The organism is Kribbella sp. NPDC051952, from assembly GCF_040680855.1.
GTDB lineage: Bacteria > Actinomycetota > Actinomycetes > Propionibacteriales > Kribbellaceae > Kribbella.
In genome coordinates, this window is the sequence record NZ_JBFAXQ010000014.1 from 139993 (window position 1) to 164208 (window position 24216).

25 protein-coding genes are annotated in these 24216 nt (G+C 68.3%); 8 read left to right on the forward strand and 17 right to left on the reverse strand.

Going from position 1 to position 24216, the window contains the following annotated elements:
* Positions 1-23: 23 nt before the first annotated feature.
* From AB0L70_RS25410 to AB0L70_RS25420, 3 genes are all read left to right on the forward strand, one after another.
* Positions 24-806 carry an LLM class flavin-dependent oxidoreductase gene (locus AB0L70_RS25410; protein WP_363688209.1) on the forward strand — a complete coding sequence of 261 codons (783 nt, stop codon included), beginning with the start codon at positions 24-26 and terminating at the stop codon, positions 804-806.
* 90 nt (positions 807-896) lie between these two features.
* Positions 897-1907 (forward strand): LacI family DNA-binding transcriptional regulator, encoded by a 1011-nt coding sequence (locus AB0L70_RS25415; protein WP_363688211.1) that lies wholly within the window; start codon positions 897-899, stop codon positions 1905-1907.
* 37 nt (positions 1908-1944) lie between these two features.
* Positions 1945-4599, forward strand: a complete 2655-nt coding sequence (locus tag AB0L70_RS25420; protein ID WP_363688213.1) for a glycogen debranching protein — start codon at positions 1945-1947, stop codon at positions 4597-4599.
* A 536-nt stretch (positions 4600-5135) separates the two neighbouring features.
* Here AB0L70_RS25420 and AB0L70_RS25425 read toward each other — a convergent pair.
* The 10 genes from AB0L70_RS25425 to AB0L70_RS25470 all read right to left on the reverse strand — a co-directional run bounded on the left by AB0L70_RS25425 (position 5136) and on the right by AB0L70_RS25470 (position 12967).
* Entirely contained in the window at positions 5136-5924 is a 789-nt protein-coding gene (locus AB0L70_RS25425; RefSeq protein ID WP_363688215.1) for a hypothetical protein, read from the reverse strand.
* Positions 5921-6826, reverse strand: a complete 906-nt coding sequence (locus AB0L70_RS25430) for an ABC transporter ATP-binding protein (protein WP_363688217.1) — start codon at positions 6824-6826, stop codon at positions 5921-5923. The genes AB0L70_RS25425 and AB0L70_RS25430 overlap by 4 nt, the downstream gene beginning before the upstream one ends.
* A 163-nt stretch (positions 6827-6989) precedes the next feature.
* A complete protein-coding gene (locus AB0L70_RS25435) occupies positions 6990-7355 on the reverse strand; it encodes a GntR family transcriptional regulator (protein ID WP_363688219.1) in 366 nt (121 codons plus the stop codon).
* Positions 7356-7423: 68 nt separating this feature from the next.
* Positions 7424-8116 (reverse strand): GPP34 family phosphoprotein, encoded by a 693-nt coding sequence (locus AB0L70_RS25440; protein WP_363688221.1) that lies wholly within the window; start codon positions 8114-8116, stop codon positions 7424-7426.
* Positions 8109-8318, reverse strand: a complete 210-nt coding sequence (locus tag AB0L70_RS25445) for a hypothetical protein (RefSeq protein WP_363688223.1) — start codon at positions 8316-8318, stop codon at positions 8109-8111. The genes AB0L70_RS25440 and AB0L70_RS25445 overlap by 8 nt, the downstream gene beginning before the upstream one ends.
* A gap of 9 nt (positions 8319-8327) precedes the next feature.
* Positions 8328-9239: an SPFH domain-containing protein gene (locus tag AB0L70_RS25450; RefSeq protein WP_363688225.1), complete on the reverse strand. Its 912-nt coding sequence runs from the start codon at positions 9237-9239 to the stop codon at positions 8328-8330.
* A 60-nt stretch (positions 9240-9299) separates the two neighbouring features.
* Positions 9300-9995, reverse strand: coding sequence for an aminotransferase class IV (locus AB0L70_RS25455; protein ID WP_363688227.1), 696 nt, complete (start codon positions 9993-9995; stop codon positions 9300-9302).
* Positions 9992-11365, reverse strand: a complete 1374-nt coding sequence (pabB, locus tag AB0L70_RS25460) for an aminodeoxychorismate synthase component I (protein ID WP_363688229.1) — start codon at positions 11363-11365, stop codon at positions 9992-9994. The genes AB0L70_RS25455 and pabB overlap by 4 nt, the downstream gene beginning before the upstream one ends.
* 43 nt (positions 11366-11408) lie before the next feature.
* On the reverse strand, positions 11409-12188 hold the full coding sequence (locus tag AB0L70_RS25465) for a methyltransferase domain-containing protein (RefSeq protein ID WP_363688231.1): 780 nt from the start codon (positions 12186-12188) through the stop codon (positions 11409-11411).
* A 74-nt stretch (positions 12189-12262) separates the two neighbouring features.
* Positions 12263-12967: a metal-dependent transcriptional regulator gene (locus tag AB0L70_RS25470; RefSeq protein WP_363688233.1), complete on the reverse strand. Its 705-nt coding sequence runs from the start codon at positions 12965-12967 to the stop codon at positions 12263-12265.
* Positions 12968-13028: 61 nt separating this feature from the next.
* Here AB0L70_RS25470 and AB0L70_RS25475 point away from each other — a divergent pair, with 61 nt between their 5' ends.
* The 4 genes from AB0L70_RS25475 (at position 13029) to AB0L70_RS25490 (ending at position 16745) form a co-directional block, all read left to right on the forward strand.
* Positions 13029-14345: a deoxyribodipyrimidine photo-lyase gene (locus tag AB0L70_RS25475; RefSeq protein WP_363688235.1), complete on the forward strand. Its 1317-nt coding sequence runs from the start codon at positions 13029-13031 to the stop codon at positions 14343-14345.
* Positions 14346-14410: 65 nt separating this feature from the next.
* Positions 14411-14818 carry a GntR family transcriptional regulator gene (locus AB0L70_RS25480; protein WP_363688237.1) on the forward strand — a complete coding sequence of 136 codons (408 nt, stop codon included), beginning with the start codon at positions 14411-14413 and terminating at the stop codon, positions 14816-14818.
* Entirely contained in the window at positions 14815-15699 is an 885-nt protein-coding gene (locus AB0L70_RS25485) for an ABC transporter ATP-binding protein (protein ID WP_363688239.1), read from the forward strand. The genes AB0L70_RS25480 and AB0L70_RS25485 overlap by 4 nt, the downstream gene beginning before the upstream one ends.
* Entirely contained in the window at positions 15696-16745 is a 1050-nt protein-coding gene (locus AB0L70_RS25490) for an ABC transporter permease subunit (protein ID WP_363688241.1), read from the forward strand. Before AB0L70_RS25485 ends, AB0L70_RS25490 begins: the two co-directional genes overlap by 4 nt.
* On the opposite strand, the gene AB0L70_RS25495 is transcribed toward AB0L70_RS25490, so the two are convergent.
* From AB0L70_RS25495 to AB0L70_RS25520, 6 genes are all read right to left on the reverse strand, one after another.
* Complete coding sequence (locus tag AB0L70_RS25495) at positions 16711-17943, reverse strand: APC family permease (RefSeq protein WP_363688243.1); 1233 nt, start codon at positions 17941-17943, stop codon at positions 16711-16713. The genes AB0L70_RS25490 and AB0L70_RS25495 overlap by 35 nt on opposite strands.
* Positions 17944-17946: 3 nt before the next feature.
* Positions 17947-18783, reverse strand: coding sequence for a class II fructose-bisphosphate aldolase (locus AB0L70_RS25500; protein WP_363688245.1), 837 nt, complete (start codon positions 18781-18783; stop codon positions 17947-17949).
* Between the two features lie 11 nt (positions 18784-18794).
* Positions 18795-19709 (reverse strand): hexose kinase, encoded by a 915-nt coding sequence (locus AB0L70_RS25505; RefSeq protein WP_363688247.1) that lies wholly within the window; start codon positions 19707-19709, stop codon positions 18795-18797.
* A complete protein-coding gene (nagA, locus tag AB0L70_RS25510) occupies positions 19697-20827 on the reverse strand; it encodes an N-acetylglucosamine-6-phosphate deacetylase (protein WP_363688249.1) in 1131 nt (376 codons plus the stop codon). Before nagA ends, AB0L70_RS25505 begins: the two co-directional genes overlap by 13 nt.
* Positions 20824-21798 (reverse strand): ROK family protein, encoded by a 975-nt coding sequence (locus tag AB0L70_RS25515; RefSeq protein ID WP_363688251.1) that lies wholly within the window; start codon positions 21796-21798, stop codon positions 20824-20826. The genes nagA and AB0L70_RS25515 overlap by 4 nt, the downstream gene beginning before the upstream one ends.
* Positions 21799-21965: 167 nt before the next feature.
* Positions 21966-22592: a TetR family transcriptional regulator gene (locus tag AB0L70_RS25520; RefSeq protein WP_363688253.1), complete on the reverse strand. Its 627-nt coding sequence runs from the start codon at positions 22590-22592 to the stop codon at positions 21966-21968.
* Positions 22593-22896: 304 nt separating this feature from the next.
* Between AB0L70_RS25520 and AB0L70_RS25525 the strand changes: the two genes are divergently transcribed.
* Positions 22897-23619 carry a hypothetical protein gene (locus AB0L70_RS25525; RefSeq protein WP_363688255.1) on the forward strand — a complete coding sequence of 241 codons (723 nt, stop codon included), beginning with the start codon at positions 22897-22899 and terminating at the stop codon, positions 23617-23619.
* Here the strand turns inward: AB0L70_RS25525 and AB0L70_RS25530 are convergent.
* Complete coding sequence (locus AB0L70_RS25530; RefSeq protein WP_363688257.1) at positions 23616-24215, reverse strand: CGNR zinc finger domain-containing protein; 600 nt, start codon at positions 24213-24215, stop codon at positions 23616-23618. The two genes, AB0L70_RS25525 and AB0L70_RS25530, sit on opposite strands and share 4 nt — an antisense overlap.
* Position 24216 lies beyond the last annotated feature (1 nt).

A 24216-nucleotide genomic window follows, 5' to 3' on the forward strand; every position in this document is an offset into this window, starting at 1 on the left:
GCGAACGCGGCTACGGTCACCTCATGAAGTTCTCGGTGACGGTTGGCGCGGTGGGACTGGGACGCGACCCGCGCGGGCTCGCCGAGCTCGCGCGGGCGGTCGAGTACTCCGGCTGGGACGCACTCTTCCTCGAGGACTACCTCGTCTATCAGGGCGATGCGTCCCAGCCGACCTACGATCCGTGGATCTGCCTGGCGGCGATGGCGACCGCGACGTCACGGATCACGATCGGCACGACGGTCACCCCGCTGCCGCGCCGTCACCCCTGGAAGGTCGCGGCCGAGGCGGTGGCGCTGGATCACCTGTCCGGCGGGCGATTCATCCTCGGCGCCGGGATCGGCGACCCCGGTGATCCGTTCCTGCCGGCCCAGCCGCCGAAGGTGCTGGCCGAGATGCTCGACGAAGGGCTCGAGCTGATCGACCAGTTGTGGTCCGGGCAGCCGGTGACCTTCGCCGGCAAGCATTACCAACTCGACGACGTGCAGTTGACGGCACGACCATTGCGGAAGATCCCGATCTGGATCGGTGGAGATCTGCTCGTGCCCGCCGTACGGCGGAGGATCCTTCGGTGGGACGGTTCGTGTGCCTACAAAGGCCGTACGGACGCATCACAACAGATCACGCCCGACGACGTCCGCGGGTTGCTCGCCGAGCGGGGTCAAACCGCCGGGTTCGACGTGAAGGTAAGTGGTGGCGACCCGGCCGCCTTCGCCGCGGCCGGCGCGACGTGGTGGGGCCGCTGGATTCCTCCGCTCGATGCCGAGGAGACCCTCCTGATCGTCCGGTCAGGGCCGCCGACACTCTGAGCGACACGCTCCTGACCCGTTGACACGCTCGAGTTCGCAAGAGAGACTGCGGATGTTTTTTAACGTTCAAAACACCCGTGGGAGGTCGGCGTGGCTACGTTGAAGCAGGTCGCCGCCCACGCCGAGGTGTCGGTGCAGACGGTGTCCAACGCTCTCAACGCACCGCACCGGCTCCGGGCCGACACGCTCGAACGGGTGAACCGCTCGATCGAACTGCTCAACTACCGGCCCAATCGTAATGCCCGCAGCCTACGCACCAGCGCGGTCGAACTGATCGGGTACTGCGTCCCCAACTGGCCGAACCAGACCCACCTGGTGATGGACCAGTTCCTGCACGCTCTCTGTGCGGCCGCCGAGCGCACCAGCCGCCACATCCTGCTGTTCACCGCGCCACCGGGCGTCGAGGGCATGCCTGTGTACGACGATCTGCACGCGCGTCGCCTGGTCGACGGGTTCGTGCTGTCGCAGACCGAGACGCACGACCCGCGGCACGGCTGGCTGAAGGAGCAGAAGATCCCGTTCGTCTCGTTCGGCCGGGTCTGGAAGGAGACCACCCAGCCCGGTCCGTGGGTCGACGTCGACGGCGCGGCCGGATCCGCGCTCGCGGTCCGGCACCTGCACGAGACCGGCCGCCGGCGGATCGCCTTCCTCGGTTGGCCGAAGACGTCCGGCCTGGCCGAGGACCGCCTCGGCGGCTGGCGAACGCAATGCAAGGAACTCGAGCTGCCCACGACCGGCCTGACCGTGCGGTGCGTCGAGGACAGCATCGAGGAAGGCGCCCGGGCCACCGCCGAGCTCCTCGACTCCGGCCAGGAGCCCGACGGGATCGTTGCCCTGAGCGACATTCTCGCCCTCGGCGCACTCCGCGAACTCACCCGCCGCGGCCTCACCCCCGGCCGCGACGTCGGTGTCACCGGCTTCGACGACTCACCCCTCGCCGAGGTCGTCTCCCCCGGTCTCACCAGCCTGAAGCAACCCATGGACGAGATCGCCGCCGAACTCCTCGCCATCCTGACCGCCCCGTCGGACCTGGCCCACCTGGCAACCGAACGCCTGCTGCAACCCGAACTGGTGATCAGGGGCAGCTCAGCCTCCGGCTGACGCGCATCCCCGGCGCCGCGAGAAGGAGGAACCGCCAATGACTCCCTATCCCACCGTCCGCCCCAGCGCCGCACCCCGGCGCCGCAGACCCGCACGCCGAACGGCCGGCATCGCCTTGCTCGCCGCGGCGACCGTACTGGCCGGCACCGCCTCCGCGACGGCCGGCTCATCCACCGCCGGCTCAGCTACGTCCGGCCCGACCGCCCAGGCCGGATCGGAGCTGTCCGTCAGCACCCGGTTGGCCGATCGCCGGTCGCTCGTGGTCGGCGATCGCGCCTACGCGATGGGCGACGAGACCGGGCTGTACCCGGCGACCGGCTGGCACATCCGCGGTGAGATGGGTGGCTTCTGGACCCAGCCGATCAAGATGCTCGACGGGCTGTGGTTCGGTCTCGACGGCAACTGGCTCGGTAAGGACGTGACTGCCGCCAAGTACACAAGCGGCCACGGGTACAGCCGGATCGACTACTCCGGTTCGGTGAATGTCCGACGTACCGACTTCGTTCCCGACGGTATCCGCGCGACGCTCGTCGGGCTGACGCTCAGCTCGAGTACGGCGAAGACGGTCAAGCTCGACGTGGAGGCGCACTCCGAGCTGATGCAGTCGTACCCGTGGGGCTGGACCACCCCCGGTACGGCGGACGCGAACCTGCCGGACACGGGTGCCTACAACAACGGCGCACTGCAGTTCCGCGAGCAGGGCACGCCGTCGTACCCGAACGCGACCGCTCACGACTACGCCGCGTTCGTCGGATCGTCCCTGCGTCCGACGGACCACGCGCTCGGCCCGAACCACCGCGGTCCGCAGGATCCCGCGGTGATCTGCTCGGCCGACGGTACGACGCCGGCCCGGTGTGACGACTCGCTGTTCGGGAAAGGCACGGGCGGGCAGCTCAGCTACAGCGTCAACCTGGCCGCCGGCAAGGAGAAGACGATCTGGTTCGCGGTGGCCGGCTCCGACCAGGGCACCTCCGCGGCACAGCGCGAGTACGGCAAGGCGCTGAGCAACCCGGACAAGTTGCTTAAGGCAAAGGCTTCCGAGCGCAAGCAGATCGACAAGATGTCTGACGTGGACCTTCCTGGTGATCGCCTGCTGCAGCAGAGCGTCGAGTGGAGCAAGCAGAACCTGGCCGACTCCGTCCAGGAGTCGCACGACCTGAAGATCCGGGACGTCAACGAGGGCAAGGACTATCCGGCACCGGTCGGGACGATCGACACCGCCCGCTGGTTCGGCGCCGGCTTCCCGGACTACCCGTGGCTGTTCGCAACCGACGGTGAGTACACCTCGTACGCCGCAGTTGCCGCCGGCCAGTTCGACACCGTGAAGCAGCACCTGCGTGCACTGCGCAATGTCAGCGACATCCTGAACAACCGCAGCGGCAAGGTCGCGCACGAAGTGACGCCGACCGGTGACGTGTACTTCGGCTCCAACCAGAGCGCGGGCAACACCGACGAGACGGTGAAGTTCCCGAGCACGGTCGCGCTGCTGTGGCGCTGGACCGGTGACAACCGGTTCCGCGACGAGATGTACGACTTCAGTGTCCGCAACCTGCAGTACGTCTACCGCGAACTGGACAAGGACAGCGACGGCTGGCCGGAGGGTCTCGCGAACGTCGAGCGCGCCGGGATGGGCGTAGAGAAACTCGACTCCACCGTCTACCTCGCCCGTGGGCTTCGCGACCTCGCCGACCTGGCCGCGTCCAAGCACGACAGCAAGGTCCAGCAGTGGGCGACCACCCGCGCGAAGGACCTCGAGTCCCGCTTCGAGGCGCAGTGGTGGGTCCCGCAGGCGATGGGGTACGCCGACTCTGTCGACAACCCCACCGACCCGGCGAACGACAACACGCCGATCTTCCAGCGGCACTGGATCGGCGTCACCCCGATGGAGGCCGTGCTGACCCGACCCGGCCAGCCGAGTGCGCCGCTCGCGTCCGCCGAGCATGCCAAGACTGCCCTCGACCAGCGCGAAACCTCTTGCTACACAGGAGAATTCGGTCTCTACCACACCGGCACCGGCCCGACCTCGGATCCGGCCGGCAACCCGGGCGACTCGTGTGACCCGGTGGTCTCGCAGGTGAAGAGCGAGCGCAGCATCTTCGGCCTGAACACGTCGATCATGGCGGTGGCCGAGGGCAACTTCGGCCGGCTCGGCAAGAACCAGCAGCAGGTCTACACGACGGGCAACGCGCGGATCCAGCTCGACCCGAACGTGTGGGAGACGCCGGGCGCGATGCCGGAGATCGCTCCCTCGCCGGACTCGGCGGCGAACATCGGCCGGCCGTTCTACGACCGCTCGATGGCGCTGCAGGCGTGGGGTGCGTACGGCATCCTCTGGCCGGTCGTCCACCAGCAGCTCGGTGTCGACCCCGATCTCGGCCACGGCCGGGTCGCGGTGGTCCCGCAAATGCCGGAGGGCCAGCAGAAGGTGGCTGGTAGCAACATCCAGGTCGGTCACGGCTCGATCGATGTCTCCGCACGCCTTGCAGGTAAGGAGTTGCGGACCGATGTGAAGGTCAAGGGCGTCGGGGCAACGGTCACCGTCGGTGCCGTCCTGCCGACCGGAGCCAAGGTGAAGAGTGTGACGATCGACGGCCGGTCGGCGTCGTACAAGCTGGTCTCGACGACTCGTGGCGTGGAGGTGCGGGTGCCGGCGCGCGGAACGTCGACGGCACTGAAGATCACGCTCAGCTGAGAAGAGACCCCGGGGTCGTGGCTGACCAGGCGCAACGCCACGGCCCCGGATCGCCGGCCGGCGCACAACCGTCCTGTGCACCGGCCGGCTTTCGTCTGCCCGGAGTTCGCCCGGCGTCGTGCCCGGAGACCGAAAGACGGCACGCCGACACGTTGCGGGGTGTTATCGACACCTCTAGGTTTCGTTAGGAAACGTGAGGCGGGGCCCCTCCGAGTATGAGTCGGAGGGGCCCCGCACTAGCTGAAGGAAGGTGACGTCTCCAGCTTCCCGAACGGATCCGTAGTGCCGGCAGACCCCGTCACCGGTCTACCTCGGTGGGGATCCCCACCGCTTGGGTCCTCGGTTTCCGTTCGACCCGCCACTCTCTTTCAGAAGTAGCGTGTCGACATTTCTACCGCCGTGGGTAGGTCGCGCACAACCCTTTCCAGACAACAGTTTTGGCCACTTCGGGACTCCGAGCGTGTCGTCCACAGTGAACACGCAACCATCCACAGGAATCGTCGATGTTATGCACACCCCCTGTGCATAACATCGTCTCAGCCCTTGGCTGGTTTGAGTGCCATCGGTCGCAGCAAGAGATAGCCGACGTACAGACCGAGAGCACTGACGACGAGCACCGACGGTACGCCGACAGCCAGTGGCGGACGGTGATAGCCGGCACCTGTCAGGGCGGCGGCGAGCCATTGCGCAACAAGTAGGAACTCGGTGGCCGCGGCCGGGAGCAACGACACCGGCAGCAGCAGGACGCCGCGCCAGAAGCCGAACCGCGCGAAGGTGATGCCGAGCAACCAACCGGCCACCTCGTGCGACAGGATCAGCAGGAAGAACTCGGCGAAGATCAGGCCGACCTGCGACGTGCTGGTGAACAGGTGCGTATTGGTGAACGTTTGCGGCCAGTCCTGCCAGGAGTAGAGCAAATGCTCGATCTGATAGACCACGACCCACAACAGCGCGGTCGCGGCCGCGGCACCGATGAGATAGATGCTCGCGGCAACAGACATCATCCGCCGGGTGACCCCCTGCGCGACGAGCAGGGCGAAGTACGCCGGGGTGATGGTGATGCCGATCGCCATCGAGAAGTACTTCGGCGACTGGGTGCCGTAGTCCCACACGCTGTGTTCGACGGTGCCGGTCACGACCTGGATGACGATCCCGCCGGCAAGGAACGCGACCACCATCACGAGCCAGTAGCCGACGAGCATCTGCCGAAGCCCGATCACCATGGCCAACAGCACCTGCCGCAACCGCTGCAGGTTGGTCACTTCACGCGGCAGCGACGCCGTCGGTACTGCGGTCGCCGTACGGTTCTCCACTGCCGTGGTCATGAGTGAACTCCGGTGGGGGCGGTGAGATGGACGAACAGCTCCTGCAGGCCGACCGGACCGATCTCCAGGCCGGCAGAGGTCGCCTGCGCCACGAGGGTGGGGTCGAGGTCGCCGAGGACGGTGGTGGACTTGGTGCCGCCGAGCCGCTGCTCCGCGAGGACCGTGAAGCCGGCCGTGAACGCGTCGACCGCCGCGGCCGGGCCGACGACCGAGGCCCCGCGGCCGCGCAGTGCGTCGACCGGCGACTGGGTGACGAGTCGGCCGTTGTCGAGGATGACGACCTCCTCGAGCATCGCGCTGACTTCGCTGACCAGATGGGTGGAGAGCACGATCGTGCGCGGCACCTCGGTGTAGTCGGCGAGCAGGGCGTCGTAGAACGCGGTGCGGGACGGGACGTCCATGCCCAGGTAGGTCTCGTCGAAGATCGTCAGCGGCGCGCGGCTGGCGAGGCCGAGCACGACCCCGAGCGCGGACTTCTTACCGCGGGAGAGCTTCTGGATCTTCTTGTTCAGCGGGACCTCGAAGCGGTCCAGCAGGCTGCCCGCGAGCTCGTCGTCCCAGTACGGACGCAGTCCCCCGGCGAGCTGGATCACGTTGCGGACCAGCGCCTGCTCGACCAGGTCGCCGGACTCGCGGATCAAGCAGATCCGGCTCGTCACCACCGCGTTCTCGTACGGCTCCAGCGCCGCTCCGAGATCGCCACCCTCGATCAGCACCCGACCTTCATCCGGCCGCCGAAAACCCGCCAGAGTCGCAGCCAGCGTGCTCTTACCGGACCCGTTCCGACCCAGCAGGCCATGAATCTTCCCCGGCGCCAACCGCAGATCGAGCCGATCCAGCGCCGGCACCCCGGCAAAGCTGACGGAGAGGTCCTCCGTTCGGACAGTCAGGGCGGTGGTCATCAGGCTTCTCCGTAGGTCGTGTCTGGTGATCCCGCGGCGTAGCGAGCAGGTGCTCGGTGCGGTGCATCGGCGTGCTGGAGTGAAGGCCTCGATGCTTTTTTATCGTGGCCTTTGCTCCAGTGCGGCGAGGCGCCGTGCCGAGTGCCGCGCAGTAGCCGCGGGGTCACCAGACACGACCTTCACTGCGGATGTGCTGGACGATGTCTTTCAGGGGGACGCCGATGGCTTTGGCTTCGCGGATCATCGGGTCGACCACGTCGGCGAAGAACGAGTCCTGCCGGCCGGTGCGGAGCAGGTCGCGGGCGTTCGGGCTGACGAACATGCCGATCCCGCGCTTCTTGTACAGCACGCCTTCGTCGACCAGCTGCGCGAATCCCTTGGCCGCGGTCGCCGGGTTGATCCGGTAGAAGGCGGCGTACTGATTGGTCGACATCACCTGCTCGTCCTCGGCGAGGGCGCCGCTGACGATGTCGTTCTTGATCTGCTCCGCGATCTGCAGGTAGATCGGGCTCCGATCGTCGAACACCACGGCCCCCTCTCCTGGTCGCCGGTTCATGGGTTAGTTACTTGAGTAACGAACCATAGCACCCGCTCGCGTCAGCCTCCAGCCGAGGACGACTGCTGCAGCGACTTCTTCAACGCCGGTACGACGGGACCCACCCGGACGGCGAGCTGCGCCAGCCGGTCCTTGTGGCGGCCGCGCTGCTCCCGGGTGACGACCGTACGCAGGTCAGCGGTGGACGCCAGTACGACGATCGCCGAGTCGCGGAGGTCGACCCGGGAGACCAGGCGCGACGGCCGGAGGGTGTCGTGGGCGCTCTGCAGGATCTGACGACGTACGAGCGGTTGGCGCAGATAGATGCGGTCGGCCGGGAACACACCGAGAAAGCGGTGCGGCTCGACCCGGATCAGCCGCGACCGCTCGAGCTCGGCCCGGACGTCGCGCACCATCGCCCGTTGATGCCGGTCGACCCACGTCCGCCACTTCCGGGGACCGACCGAGCCGATGTCGGTCAGGACTGCGACGAGCACCGGGTCCGACGGCTCGGGCGCCTTCGTCCGCCGCACCCGGCCGTTGTCGTCGGCCAGGTTCCCGAGCAGCTGCAGGTCGGTCAGCGCGGCCGCCCGCAACAGCTTGCCGAGCTTGGAACGATTCGTCAGCCGGCCTCGCTCCGGGTCGTAGGCCACCAGGAAAAGCCTTGCAGCCAACGAGTCCGGAACCTTGGAGTTGCCTAAAGCAACAACTGTCTTTCGCTGCCGTCGCAGCGGGGTCACCACAGTCCTACTCATCGTCTTCCTCCTTGGCCGGACGGCCCGGGCGGCGTTGCTTGCCGACCCCTGACGGCAGGCGGCCGGCGTCAGCCAGCGCCCGCCGGAGCAGGAACTCGATCTGGGCGTTGGTGCTCCGGAGGTCGTCGCTCGCCCACCGGGCCAGCGCATCGTGCACCACGGGATCCAGCCGGAGCAGGATCTTCTTGCGTTCGACGGCCACGACAGCCGCTCACTGGTAGAGCGAGCCGGCGTTGACCACCGGCTGAGCGTCTCGATCGCCGCAGAGCACGACCAACAGGTTGCTGACCATGGTCGCCTTCCGCTCCTCGTCGAGCTCGACCACGTCATGCTCGGACAGCCGGTCCAGCGCGAGCTCGACCATGCCGACCGCGCCTTCGACGATCCGTTGCCGGGCCGCCACGACCGCACCCGCCTGCTGGCGGCGCAGCATCGCCTGGGCGATCTCCGGGGCGTACGCGAGGTGAGTGATGCGGGACTCGATCACGTGCACGCCGGCCGCGTGCACCCGGGCGCCGATCTCGGTCGACAGCGTCTCGGTGATCTCGTCGGTGCTGTCCCGCAGCGACAGCACGCCGTCGTCGGTGTGGACGTCGTACGGATAGCTGTTCGCGATGTGACGGACCGCGGTCTCGGTCTGGATCGCGACGAACTCGACGAAGTCGTCCACCTCGAACATCGCCTGCGCGGTGTCCTCGACCTGCCAGACCACCACCGCGGCGATCTCGATCGGGTTGCCGTCGGCATCGTTGACCTTGGCAACGGCCGTCTCGTGGTTGCGGATCCGGGTCGAGACCTCTTTGCGGGTGGCGATCGGGTTCACCCAGCGCAGCCCGTCGGTGCGGATGGTCCCGGCGTACCGCCCGAGGATCTGCAGCACCCGGGCCCGGCCGGGCGACACCGGCGTCAGTCCGGCGGCCAGGATGACGCCGGCCACGAACAGCACGATCCCGAGCACGATCATCCCGCCCGAATCGTTCGAGGCGCCGACGGAGAACTGCACGACCCCTGCCACCAGCAGGATCAGCACCACGAGGACCACCGGCCACCCGTTGATCTGCCACGCCACCCGCTCGGTCACCTTCGGCGCCGGCATCTCCACCGCAATATCCACGTCAGTCATCACCCTGCTCCTCTCGAATAGCTAAAAGGTAGCAAAGTGATATCAGTTTTACAAGACGCCTCAGAGTGGAGCGGCCAGCGACTCCAACCGGGACTGCCAGGTGGCGGCCTGGGAGTTGGGCAGCGGGTCGATCGGGGAGTCGGACCAGGCGTGGATGGGGCGGATGCCATGCAGGGCATTGACCAGCCAGGCTTCCGTGCTGGCCTCGAGGTCAGCGGGGGTGACAGCGTGCTCGGCGACCGGGACGCCTTGGCTGGTGGCGATCCGGCGGAGGAGTTGGGCGGTGACGGACGGCAGGAGCGGGCGGTCGGAGGGAGGGAAGCAGAGAGTGTCGTCCTCCCACCACGCGAGGGCGGAGTACGCCGCCTCGAGCACAGTGCCGTCCTGGTCGAGCAGGAGGATCTCGTCGGCCCGGTGCGGTGCGGAGTCCTTCAGCTTGCCGAGGAGTTCGAGGTCGGGGCCTTTGGTTCGTGGTGCGGTCCGCGGGTCCGGACCTTCGTGGACGGCGACGCGGACGCGGCCGCCGATCGGAGGTGCGGGGCGGAGCTGGACCGCCAGCTCACCCGACATCCGCAGCTCGAACCGCGGGAACCAGCGGCCGAAACCAGGCAGTCGCCCGGCCTGCTCGGACCAGAAGCCCGCGGCCGAAACCCCTACCGCAGCACACGATCCGACGAACCGGTCCCGGTGCAGCTCGATCCCCCGAACCTTGCCGTTCGCAACCAGGAAGGAATCCGCGACCTGCAGCTCACTCATCTCCCCCACCCTTCGGCCGCGGCGTTCCCGCCGACGGCTGCCGTTGCCTTCAGCACCATTTCGTCGTACTCCGCGACCGGCTCGGAGTCGAGCACGATCGCACCCCCTGCACCGATCACGGTCCCGTCCGGGGTGAGGACCGCCGTACGGATCACCACGCTGAGGTCCGCGCGGCCGTCCAAGGTCAGGTAGCCGAGCGCGCCCGAGTACACCCCGCGGGCACTCCACTCCAACGAGTCCAGGATCTCCATCGTGCGGATCTTCGGCGCACCCGTCATCGACCCCGGCGGGAAGCACGCCCGGACCGCGTCGACCGCGGACACGCCGGAGCGCAGCCGGCCTCGAACCGTGGTGACCAGCTGATGCACGGTCCGGTAGCTCTCGACCTGCATCAGCTGCGGAACGTGGACCGTCCCCGGTTCGCTCACCCGGCCGAGGTCGTTGCGGATCAGGTCGACGATCATCAGGTTCTCGGCGCGGGTCTTCTCGTCCTCGGCCAGCGCCTTCGCCGCCAGCTGGTCCTGATCCGGATCGGCGTCCCGTGGCGCGGTCCCCTTGATCGGGCGGCACTCGGCCCATCCGTCCGCATCCACGGTCAGGAACCGTTCCGGAGATGAGCTCGCGATCGCGAGATCGCCGTACCGCAAGAAGGCGGCGTACGGCGCTGGGTTCGTCGCGCGTTGCCAGCGGAAGAACTCGAACGGGTCGGGGACGGCCGGCAGCCGGACCCGGTTCGTCAGGCAGACCTCGTACGTCTCGCCCGCCTCGAGGGCGACCCGGCAGGCGTCGATCCCGGCCAGGTACGTCGCCCGGTCCTGCTCGAGATGCGCCTCGAGATCCAACCGGGCGATCGCGGGTACGTCGACCCGTCCCATCCACCAGTCGGACGCGGACTGCACCGCCCGGTCCAGCCAGTCGTCACCCACACCGGCTTCGTCGACCGTCACGAAGTACGTGAGCTCGCGATCGTGATCGATGACGATGAACCGGTTCGCCCAGATCCACAACGCGTCCGGCGTCGGCGACTCATGCGCCACCGCTCCCCCGGTCACCGCCTTCAACTCGTAGCCGAAGTACCCGACATAGCCGCCGTTGAACAACCCGTCCAGCTCAGCCGGCGGCTCGCCCACCCGCTCGGTCAGCAGTCCGTTCAGCTCGGCAAACACATCACCGTCACCAACATCGCGTACGACGATCTCCGCCGACGGACCGAGCGTCGTACCGAGGACGGAGACGCGGCGGATCGCGCGGTCCGTCAGGCTGCCGTCCAGCCAGAACGCGACCGGCTCAGCCGCCAGCAGCTCGCGGTAGACCGTCTCACCGTCGAGCGCCCGATCGACGGTCCGGACTGACCAGTTCAGCGCACCCACAGCCACACCGTACAGACCGTGCGGGGGATGCGCCCGGGGTTGCTCAGGTACCGGTCAGGGCGAGCTTGGTGCGCATCGCGGTGATGCGGCGGATCGGGATCGCCACCTCGAGTCCGTCCTTGGACTCGGCCCGGTCCGCGAGCCACCCGGCGGCGGTGTCGCGGCGGACGTCCGGCGTACCGGGCAGGTAGAGCGCGTTGACCAGCCGCTGCGCGTCGTCGGGGCCGTGGATCGTGTACACGTACCGCTCGCGCTGGCTCTCCATCACGTCGAAACCGGCGTGACGCAGCTGGTCCTTGAGCTCGGTGATCTCGCCGCCGGCCGGGAACTGCGGAGTCGACCGCAGCCGCGTGGTCAGACCGCTCAGCGTGCGGATGTCACCGCGTCGCAGCGGCCGCACCGCGGGCACGATCGCGGCCAGTACGCCGCCTCGCCGCAGCACCCGCCCAGCCTCGGCCAGGACCTCGGGCAGCGGCTGCAGGACCATCAGGCCCATCGAGCAGGTGACGACGTCGAAGACCTCGTTGGCGAACGGCAGATGCAGTGCGTCCGCCTGCACCCGCGGCCCCGGCGCACCGGCGAGCTGGGCCGGGTTGTTGTCGACGCCCACCACCCAGCGGCCGTACAGCTCGCGCGAGACCGGCCCGTTCCCACAGGCCAGGTCAAGGACCCGGCGGGCCTCGCCGGAGACAGCGCGGACGAGCCAGCGGTACGGCGTGTGGTCGCCGGCTACCGCCCTGGACAGGAGGGCTTCGGTGCTACCCGGAGTCGCGGTGTGGAACTCCCGCAGATACTCCGGCCAGTCGATCGGGTTCTCAGACATCGCGGCTAGACGCTACCGCGCATGCACGCCCAGTACCTCATCGAGCGCTGCGCGTTAACAGACCTTTGAACTCCTCAGACGAGGCTGACGAAGATGTGGCCGGCGGTCTCGTCGCTGATCACGCCGCCGGCTTCACGGCTGCCGACCAGCACGCCTTCGGAGTCCAGCATCGAGTCGACCTCGCGGCCCGGCAGCGCACCGGCCTTGCGCAGCACCGCCATCGCGCCGTCGTCGGTCTGCACCGGCTCGGCGATCCGCCGGACCAGCACCCGCACGCTCTCGCCGGTGGCCTGGTCGAGCACCTTGTCCAGCGGCTCCACGCCGATCCGGAAGTCCTCGATCCCACTCGCGATCCCGCTGGTCTGCAGCTCCTCCAGGCCCGGGATCGGGTTCCCGTACGGCGACTCGGTCGGGTTGTCGAGGATCTTCAGCAGCCGCAGCTCGACCGCGTCGCTCATCACGTGCTCCCAGCGGCAGGCCTCCGCGTGCACGTCCTCCCACTCCAGCCCGATCACGTCGACGAGCAGTCGCTCGGCCAGCCGGTGCTTACGCATCACCCGGACCGCCTGCTTGCGGCCGACATCGGTGAGCTCGAGGTGCCGGTCGCCCTCCACCTTGATCAAGCCGTCCCGCTCCATCCGCGCGACCGTCTGGCTGACCGTCGGTCCGGATTGGTGCAAACGCTCGGCGATCCGCGCCCGGAGCGGAAGGATTCCTTCTTCTTCCAACTCGTAGACGGTCCGCAGATACATCTCGGTGGTATCGATCAGCTCGCTCACGACAACCATTCTCACCTATGTAGGCAAGCCTCACCCAATCGCAGGTGGGTACTGGCAGAAGATGCGAGACGTGACAGCGGTGATGTGGTTTCGACGGGATCTACGACTGGGCGACAACCCGGCCCTCCTCGACGCGGTGGCGGCGGGTGACGGGCAGGTCCTCGGCATCTTCGTCCTGGATCCCTTGTTATGGGAGCGCTCCGGCGCTGCACGGCGTACGCACCTGGCTGCCTCCCTGCGCAGCCTGTCCAAGGCGATGGGCGGCAATCTCGTCGTACGGCGGGGCGATCCGGCGCAGGTGATCCCGGCTGTGGCCGAGGAGATCGGTGCGCGCAGTGTGCACATCGGCGCGGATCACGGCCCTTACGGGCAGACCCGGGACGGAGAAGTTGAAGGCTCATTGAAGTGTCCGCTGGTGGTGACGGGGTCGCCGTACGCGATCGCGCCCGGGCGGATCATGAATCAGCAAGGCCGGCCCTATCAGGTGTTCACGCCGTACTTCCGCGCCTGGCTCGAGCACGGCTGGCGTCAGCCGTGCGAACCGCCGGAGCAGGTCAAGTGGCTAAGCGTGAAGGGCGACGAGCTTCCGGACGGCGCCGCGGATGATGCGGGTGAGCAGGCTGCGCTCGACAACTGGCGTGCGTACCTGGATGACGTGGCTCGGTACGACGACGAGCGGAATCGACCGGATCTCGACAGTACGTCGCGGATGTCGATCCCCCTCAAGTACGGCGAACTGCACCCGCGGACGATGCTCGCCGACCTGGCCCGTAAACGCAGTGCCGGAGCGGAGGCGTATCGACGCCAGCTCGCCTGGCGGGACTTCTGCGCCGACCTGCTGGCCCGCAATCCCCAGGCCGCGTGGAAGCCGCTGCGGCCGGAATTCGAGCGGATGCAGTACGACGAGCCGGGCGCGCTGTTCGACGCCTGGAAGGAGGGCCGGACCGGGTACCCGTTCGTCGACGCCGGGATGCGGCAGCTGGCGGAGAGCGGGTTCGTGCACAACCGGGTGCGGATGGTGGTCGCGTCGTTCCTGGTCAAGGACCTTCATGTGCACTGGAAGTACGGCGCACGCTGGTTCATGCAGTCGTTGCGGGACGGCGATCTGGCCTCGAACTCGCTGAACTGGCAGTGGGTGGCCGGTTGCGGTGCGGACGCGGCGCCGTACTTCCGGATCTTCAACCCGGTCGGCCAGGGCCTGAAGTTCGACCCGGACGGCGAGTACGTCCGCCGCTGGGTGCCCGAACTGCGGCACCTCGACGGCAAGAACGCCCATGAGCCCTGGAAAAACGGCGGCGCCGACGGCTATCCGGAGCCGGTCGTCGACCACGCCGAGGCCCGTCGCGAGGCGCTGCGGAGGTACGACGCGATCCGCTGACCCGGACCCGCACGTCCGCTCTTGACGATCGATCGGACCACACCCCTATAGTACTAGGTAACTAGATGAATGGGGTTGAGATGATCGAGTTCCATCTGGACGGCCGGTCGGGGGTGTCGCCGTACCAGCAGATCGTCCAGCAGGTGCGGAACGCGCTGCGGCTCGGCCTGCTGCGGGAGGGGGACCAGCTGCCGACCGTGAAGGACGTGGTCGCGGCGCTGGCGATCAACCCGAACACCGTGCTCAAGGCCTACCGCGAGCTCGAGCACGAAGGTCTGGTGCAGGCCCGGCCGGGACGCGGCACGTTCGTCACCCGGACCCTGACCGACCACTCGCTCGCCGCGCACGGACCCCTGCGCCAGGACCTGCGCCGGTGGCTGGCCAAGGCCCGCAAGGCCGGCCTCGACGACGAGAGCATCGAGGCGTTGTTTCTTACAACTTTTCGGACCGCCTCTGAGGAGGACATAGCATGAGCGCGGTGCTGCGGGCCCAGGGTCTGGGGAAGAAGTACGGGCGGCGGTGGGCGCTGACCGATTGTGATCTCGAGGTTCCGGCCGGGCATGTGGTGGGGCTGGTCGGGCCCAACGGTGCAGGTAAGAGCACGCTGCTCAACATGGCGGTCGGAATGCTCAACCCGACCACGGGTTCCGTCGAGGTGCTGGGTGATCCGGCCGGGACGCACCAGGCCAAAGTCGGGTACGTCGCTCAGGACACTCCGACGTACCAGCGGTTGAGTGTCGCCGACCACCTGAAGCTCGGCGCCCGGCTCAACCCGGCTTGGGACGATTCCCTGGCCCAGAAGCGGATTCAGAACCTGCGGCTCGACCCGAAGCAGCGCGCCGGCAAGCTGTCCGGCGGTCAGCGGGCGCAGCTCGCGCTCACCCTCGGCCTGGCCAAGCAGCCCGAGCTGCTGATCCTGGACGAACCAGTGGCTGCGCTCGATCCGCTGGCCCGGCGCGAGTTCCTGCAGGATCTGATGGCGGCAGTCGCCGACCAGGGGCTGAGTGTCGTGCTGTCGTCGCACCTCGTCTCCGATGTCGAGCGTGCCTGTGACTTCCTGATCGTGCTGGTCGAGTCGCGGGTCCAGGTCAGCGGCGAGATCGACACCTTGCTCGCGACGCACTTCCGGCTGACCGGACCGCGGCGTGACTCGAAGGATCTGCCGCGGGACCAGCACGTGCTGAGCGAGAGTCACACCGACCGGCAGTCGACATACCTGATCCGGACCGACAAGCCGATCCTCGACCCGGCCTGGAACGTCTCCCAACTCACGCTCGAAGACCTGGTGCTGGCCTACATGGGCCGCAACACCCCGGCCCAGCCCGAGCGTCCCGTTCTGGAGGTACAGCGATGATCTGGCTGACCTGGCGACAGTTCCGCGTACAGTTCCTGGTCGTCGCGGCCGTGATCGCCGCCGCCGCGATCCTGCTCGCCATCACCGGACCGGGGCTCGCCGACGACTATCGACGACTGACGGATTCGTTCATCCAGAGCCTCGGGGCGCAGCGCCTCAACCCGACGCTCTACATCGTCGCTCAGATGCTGTTGTACGCCGTACCGCCGATCATCGGGGCGTTCTGGGGCGCACCGATGATCTCCCGCGAACTGGAGACCGGCACGCACCGGCTGGTGTGGAGCCAGAGCATCACCCGCTGGCGCTGGCTCGCCACCAAGGTCGGTGTCACCGGCCTGGCCGCGATCGCGATCACCGGCGCGATGAGCCTCGCGGTGACCTGGTGGTCCAGCCCGATCGACCGTGCGATCAACGCCGGCCAGGAGTCGAACACGTACCTGCCCCGGATGTTCCCACCGGTCTTCGGCGCCCGCGGTCTGGTCCCGATCGGATACACCGCGTTCGCGTTCGCCCTCGGTGTCGCGATAGGTCTGCTCGTACGCCGTACCTTGGTGGCGCTCGCAGTCACCCTGGCCGCGGTCATCCTGGTGCAGATCCTCACGCCGACGTTCATCCGCCCGCATCTGCTGGCGCCGACGGATCAGTACCTCGTAGTTTCGTTCGACAACATCCGTGGCTTCATGTTGAGCGGGGACACCAGACCTCCACAGGTGAAGGCGATCGAGGTCGCCAGCGGGGCCGTCGGGGCGTGGAAGTTGTCCGACAAGACCGTCGACAAGGCCGGCAAGACGGTGAGCACCCTGCCGAGCTGGATGATCGACTGCGAGCCCGGACCTCCGCCAGGGATCAGCGGTCCGCGCACCGCCTCGCCGAAGACCGCCGCCTGCTTCCAGCGCCTGGCCGACGAAGGCTACCGCCAGCACATCAAGTACTTCACCGCCGACCGCTTCTGGGCGCTGCAGTGGCGCGAGTTCGGCTTCTTCGTCCTGCTGGCCTTCGCCCTGACGGGCTTCAGCTTCTGGCGAATCCGCCGCGACCTCTCCTGACGAACAGGGCGAGGCCGAGCAGTACGGCGGCCACCACCGCGGACATCCACGGCAGGGTGACCGCGAGTACGACGCAACCGGCCAGGCCGATCACGTTGATGACCCGGGGCCATCGACGTTGATCGGCCGGTTGCGTGAACGCGGCGGCGTTGGCGATCGCGTAGTACAGCAGGACGCCGAACGACGAGAACCCGATCACCCCACGCAGATCGGTCGTGAGGACCAGGACGCCGACGACCACGGCGAGCGCGATCTCCGCGTGATGCGGGACCTGGAAGCGCGGATGGACTGCCGCCAGCCAGGTGGGGAGATCGTGGTTCCGGGCCATGGCGAGGGTCGTTCGCCCGATGCCGGCGATCAGGGCGAGCAGCGCGCCGAGACTCGCCAGCGCGGCGGCGACCCTGACCACCGGCACCGCCCAGGCCGCGCCGACCGTGTCGACCGCCGTAGCCAGCGGTGCGGTGACGGTCGCCGGATTCAGGATCGTCAGCAGGGCGAGGCCGATGGCGAGATAGATGCCAATAGCAACTACCACGCTGATCGTGATCGCCCGGGGGATCGTGGTCGCCGGGTCACGGACCTCCTCGCCCATGGTGGCGATCCGCGCGTAGCCCGCGAATGCGAAGAACAACAGTCCGGCCGACTGCAGAACGCCGTACGGCGAGGTCCCGGTCAGAGCCGGCAGGTCGCGGTGCGGTTCACCGGTGAGGAGCAGGATCAGCACCAGGGCGAGCACCGCCAGGGTGCAGGACACGATGATCCTGGTCAGCCGGGCGGTTCTGGTGACGCCGCGATAGTTGACCGCGGCAAGTGCGATCACAGCCGCCAGCGCGAGGAGCCGCTGAAGCGTGCGGTGTTCCGGCAGCACATAGGTCGCGAAGGTCAGCGCCATCGCCGCACACGACGCCGTCTTGCCAACCACGAAACACCAGCCGGCCGCAAACCCCCACCACTCCCCCAGCCGCTCCCGCCCGTAAACATAAGTCCCACCCGAAACCGGATACACAGCCGCAAGCTGGGCCGACGACACAGCGTTGCAATAAGCAACCACCGCCGCGACCACCAACCCGATCAGCAGTCCCGCGCCGGCTGCTCGCGCGGCCGGCTGCCAGACGGCGAAGACCCCCGCGCCGACCATGGAGCCGAGACCGATCGTGACCGCGTCCCCGATGCCGAGGCTCCGCGCCAACGGCGGCATGGGTCAGACGGCTTGGAGGACGGTGAGGAGGCGGGCTACTTCGGCGGCGACCGCTGCTCGGGCGGGGCCTAGGTACTTGCGCGTGTCCACCAGACTCGGGTTGTCGGCGAGGGTTTGGCGGACCGAGGCGGTGAAGACGTTGTTGAGGTGGGTGGCGATGTTGACCTTGGTCATGCCGGACTCGACGGCTCGGGTCAGATCTGCGTCGGCCACACCGGAGGAACCGTGCAGGACCAACGGAACTCCGACGGCGGACTTGAGGTCGGCGATCAGGTCGAAGTCGAGTTGGGCCGTGCGTTCGGTCATCGCGTGGGAGGAGCCGACGGCGACGGCCAGGGCGTCGACGCCGGTCGCCTCGGCGAAGGCGACGGCCTCGTCGGGGCGGGTGCGGGCGCCGGGGGCATGTACGCCGTCCTTGCCGCCGACCTCGCCGATCTCGGCCTCGACGAAGACGCCGTGATCGTGGCAGAAGGCGGTGACCTCGGTCGTGGTCGCGACGTTGTCGGCGTACTCGAGCTTGGAGGCGTCGTACATCACTGACGTGAAGCCCAGCGAGACGGCTTCGGTGACGAGGTCGCGGTCCATCGCGTGGTCGAGGTGTACGACGACCGGGACGGCGGCGGCGGCCGCGGCAGCGAGAGTCGCGACGCCGATCGGCTTCAATGCGCCGTGGTACTTCACCGCGTTCTCGCTGATCTGCAGGATCACCGGCGCACCGACCTGCTCGGCGCCGGCGATCAACGCGGTCGCGTGCTCGAGCTGGATCACGTTGAACGCACCAACCCCACGACCAGCCTTCGCAGCAGCCAACACAACCTCGGCTCCCGATACCAACGGCATGACGTCTCCTTCTAGTTAACGACGACCTGGGGTTGCCAGCGGCGGTAGGCGCCGAGATCGATGTCTCCGGCAACGGGTGTCAGCACCGCGGCAGCAGAAGCGGCAACCGCAGACTTCAGTACGACGGACCAGTCCGGCTCCGGTGATTCCGCGACCGCCGCGGCGACCACCGCCGTACACGCATCGCCCGCGCCAGTAGGATTCCCCGCCACCTTCTCGACCGGCAACGCCCGCCAGACACCCTTGTTGTTAGCCGCAACCATTCCGCGCGATCCGTCGGTGATCACCGCGGCCATCGCGCCAAGCTCGACCAGTTGCCGAGCACCGTCCTCGACGGCCGTATCGCCGAGCGCGTCCCGCAACTCGGCCGCATTCGACCGCACCACCGCGCCAGCCTTCGCAGCAGCGGTGAGCGCCTCACCACCCGCGTCGATCACAGTCAGTACGTCGTGATGCCGCGCGCGGACCGCGATATCGGCGTACGCATCGGCCGGCAACCCCGGCGGGAGACTGCCCGAGCAGGCGAGCACGCCCAGCCGGCCCCACGGCATCCGGTCGGTGAACGCGCGCCACTCGTCCGCACTCACCAACGGGCCGGCCTCGTTGAAGATCGTCGCGTCCCCGTCCACACCGTTGACGATGGCAACAGTACGGCGGGTCTCGCCGGCGATCGGGGTCAGCAGCGCGGTCAGCCCGGCGTCGAACAACTCCTCCGCGACGAGCTCACCGGTGACCCCACCGACGAACCCGAGCACGAGCACCTGATGCCCGAGCGTCGCCGCGACCCGCGCGACGTTGACACCCTTACCGCCGGCCCGGCTACGCATCTCGCCGACCCGGTGACTACCACCGACGACCAGCTTGTCGACCCCGTACGTCACGTCCAGCGCGAGATTGAGCGTGACGGTTCCGATCAGTCCAGCCACGACCCGGCTCGCATGACTTTCTGCAGGACGTACTCGTCGTCCAGCAGCACCAGGTCGGCCCGCTTCCCGGTCTCGATCGCGCCTACGTCGTACCAGCCGAAGGCCTGGGCCGGGGTCGTGGACGCCATCTTCGACGCGTCCACCAGGGAGACACCGGCCGTCACCGCGTTGCGGTAGGCAACGTCCATCGTCAGCGTGCTGCCCGCGATCGAGTGCTTGCCGTGCGCGAGGGTCACCAGACCCTCCTTGACGTCCACCTCGAGATCGCCGAGCTTGTAGCGCCCGTCCGGCATCCCGGTGGCCGACATCGCGTCCGTGATCAGCGCGATCCGGTTGACGCCGGCGGCCGCGAGGGCGACCCGGACGACCTGCGGATCCAGGTGCAGTCCGTCGTTGATCACCTCGAGCAGCAACCGCTCGTCGTTGATCGCCGCACCGACCGGACCCGGGTCGCGGTGGTGGAACGGCCGCATCCCGTTGAACAGGTGCGTCGCCACGGTCGCGCCGGCGTCCGCACCCGCGATCATCTGCTCGTACGTCGCATCCGTGTGCCCGAGCGCCGCGACCGCGCCCGCATCGACGACCTGACGGATCGCCTCCAGACCGTTCTCCAGCTCCGGCGCGATCGTCACCATCTTGACCGCGTCGCTCAGCACCTTCGCGACATCGTCCTTCAGCGGCGGCCGCAGCAATGTGGGCTCGTGCGCACCACACCGCGCCTCGGACAGGAACGGCCCTTCCAGGTGCACGCCCGCGATCACGCCGTCGGTGACGAGGTCGGCGAGACAGGCCGTCTGCGAGACCAGGTCGTCAAGCGGCGACGTGACCAGGCTGGCCAGCGTGGTCGTCGTACCGTGCTTGGCATGGAAGGCCGCGACCTTGCGCGCCTCTTCCGGATCGGTGGTCGAGTACGACGACCCGCCGCCACCGTGGGTGTGGATGTCGACGAAGCCCGGCACCACGGTCACGTTGCCCAGGTCCTCGGGTCGCTGACCGTCCGCGGGCATCCCGTCCGAGCGGCGCCCGAACGCGCGGATGTCCTCGTCGACCACCTGGATCCAGGCGTTCTCGAGCACATCGTCCGGCGTCACCACCCGGCCAACCCGGTACGTCGTCATGCCGTCTCACCCTTCTCGTCGGCGGTGGCGCGGTCCCAGGCCATCTGGGCTGCGCCCAGGCAACCGGCCTCCTCGCCCAGGACGGCGGCGACGATCTCCGGCTCGCGCTGGAAAGTCAGGCGGGCGTGGACGCCCTCGCGCAGCGGCTGTAGCAGGGTCTCGCCGGCGCCGACCAGTCCGCCGCCGATCGCGATCCGCGTCGGTGCGATCAGGGTCGTGTAGAGAACCAGGGCATCGACCAGTACGGCGAGCGCGTCGTCCCAGACCTGTGCAGCATCCGGATCGCCGGCCGCGAGCAGCTCCAGCACCTCGCGAGCGCCGTCCACGGTCCGTCCGGTGCGAGCGCCGTACCGTCGGGCTATGGCGGCGGCCGAGGCGACGGTCTCGAGGCAGCCCCACTGGCCGCACGCGCAGAGCTCGGCGGCGTCACCGTGGATGAAGCGTGAGTGACCGAGTTCGCCGGCGTACCCGTCACCGCTGACCAGGGAGCCGTCGACGATCATCGCGGCGGCGATCCCGGTGCCGAGCGGCAGGAACATCGAGTTCGTGGTGCCGGCCAGGGCGCCCTGACGGAACTCGGCGTACCCGCCGGCCCGGACGTCGTGGGCGAGCACGATCGGCACTCCGGCCAGGTCGCTGCCGACCGCGGCCGTGATCTCGGCCAGGACCGGCGTACCGACCCAGGCCAGGTTCTCGGCGCCGACAGTTCCGGTCTCCGCATCGATGACGCCGGGTACGACGACGCCGATGGCACGGACCTTATGGCCGTCGGCGCTCGCCTTCTGGGCGAGCTCGACAACGGTTTCCAGCAGCGCGTCGAGGACGGCGCGGCCGCCGTCGCTCTTGTCGGACAGAACCCGGGGAGTGGGCCTGGTCTCCCGGTGCAGCACGGCACCGTCGGCGGCGACCAGGCCGCACTTCATCCGGGTTCCACCGAGATCGACGGCAACCACGACTTCACAGGGCTCCACGGAGCGCCATTATGCAGCGTTACCCGGCAGTCCGAACATCCGTGAGCAATCCTCGGACAACTGTGACCAGACCATTCGATCGTTTGGTTCGGTTGCGTCCGGGGATCCGTGGGCAGGAACCACGGGTTCTCGGACGCCTCCGGATCAGGTCATGGACCAGCCACGACCTACGAGCGCAGGCCGCGGTCGAAGGCCGCCACCAGGAACGCGATCAGGTTCTCGGCGAGTGTGCCGGGATCCTCGGGCTCTGTCACGCCAGGCGCGCGGGACAGGGCTTGCGACTGGTGCAGGGCCAGCAGGCCGAGCATGTTCACGTAGCCGAACGCGACCGCTTCCGGCGTCGCGCGCGGAAGAGCCGCCTGGAGAGCGGCCAGGTACCGCTTCTCGATCGGGTCCGACTCGGCCGCGTACAGCTCCCGGATCCGCTGGCTCGGATCGAAAGCGATACGGCCGATGAAACGTGCGACCACGGCACCTCGTTCGCCGCGCCGCAGCACCAACTCCAATCCGGGTTCGATGAAGGCCCGGATCAACTGCTCCGGCGTCGGTAATCCGCCAGCTTCCAACTGGTCCAGCCGGCGCCGCCGCTCGGTGTTGACCGGCGCCATCGCCCGGGCCACCGCGGCCCGGAGCAGTGCTTCCTTCGACCCGAAGTGGTAGTTCACCGCCGCGATGTTCGCGGCCGCCGCGACCGTGATGGCGCGCAGCGATGTTCCCTCGTAACCCCCTTCTCCGAATCGCTGCTCGGCAACGTTGAGCAGCCTTTCCCTGGTCGATTCGACCGGTGTTTCCACAGAGTTCTCCTTCCCCCCGGCTACTGCTCGCTCAGGCACCCCACCTGCTCACTCGCCGTAGCCTGCAGTCAGCATAGTTCAAACGGTCGTTTGAACTGGAGGGCTCGGAGCAGTAATCTCCGAGAATTCCTCAGATTTCTCTGAAACTGCTTCTTTCCCGGTGAGATGGGGACTCACACCTGTGTATTTCACCCGTTTGCCCAGCAACCGCCGTCCATTCGGACAGCTTGTCGCCGCCCTTTCAATTGCTCACTGTGCGTGCGTACACAAACGACTGAACGTAAGCGGTTTAGGGTCTTGGGGCATGAGTGTGGTGCGGGTCGAGCGGCGGTTCCAGGGGCCGGGACGATCGGGCAACGGCGGGTACGTCGCCGGCCTCGTCGGTACGGCGTTGGCCGGTCAACTCGGCAGCGGGTTCGTGCCCCGGGTGACCTTGCGGAGGCCGCCACCACTCGAGCGGGACCTCGACCTGGCCGCAGCCGCCGATGGAGCGCGGCTGACCGACGGCGACGCCCTGGTCGCGGACGGGACGCCGATCGAGAGCGGCTTCCTCGCCGACGCGACGGTCGACGCGGTATCGCCGGAGGAGGCTCGCGCGGCGGAGGCGTCGTACAAGGGGCTCAGCAACCACCCGTTCCCGACCTGCTTCGTCTGTGGGCCGGCCAACGAAGGTGGTCTACAACTGCGGCCTGGTCCGATCGGCGACGGGCGTACGGCGTGTGTCTGGCAGCCGGCCGCGGACCTGGCGACTGATGGGCTGGTGGACGAGATCTACCTGTGGTCCGCACTGGACTGCCCGGGTGGCTGGGCGATCGACCTCGAGGGCAGGCCGTCAGTTCTCGGGCAGCTGACCGCGTGTGTCGACGCACGCCCATCGGCCGGCGAGGAATGCGTCGTACTCGGCCGGTACCTCGGCGAGGAGGGACGGAAGACCTACACCGCCAGCACCCTGTACGACGCCGACGGCCGCGTGCTCGCCCGGGCCACGCACACCTGGATCATGGTCGACCCAGCAGCCTTCAACTAGCGCGTACGGGCCGCGTGGGCCCGGACCTTGGCGCGGTTGCCACACGTCGCCATCGAACACCACCGGCGGCGGCCACGCGGATCGAGGAAGAGCCAGCCACAGGACGGGCACACGCGGACGTGTGCCAGGGACGGCCCGGTCAGCAACTCACCCGCCAGCAACGCGAGGTGGTCCAGTGGCTGGGCCAGATCCTCCGGCAGCTCCCACCCCGCGCCCTCGTCCGTCGGCACCAGTCGCCGCCGGCCGGAGGCCTTCTCGATCACCCGGGCGACTGCCTCGAAGGACGTCTCCGCACCGGTCAGGACGTCGTACAGGTCGACCCGGAACTCCAGGGTCGCGCCGAGCCGGCGGGCGGCCTCCGTGGGCTTGCCGCCGGCCTGCTCGATCAGCCGGAACACGGTGGCCGGCGGCAACAGGCCGACGTACGAGTTCCAGATCAGGAACGCCTCGTACGACGTCAGCCACTCGGTCCGGGCCGGGCCACGGGTGGTCCAGTCGGACCGAGTGTTGACGAAGTCGAGCACCGGGTCCGCGCCGATCGGTTTCGGCAGGACGACGCCCTGCACGAACTCGAGATGCGACGGAAGCCCGGACATG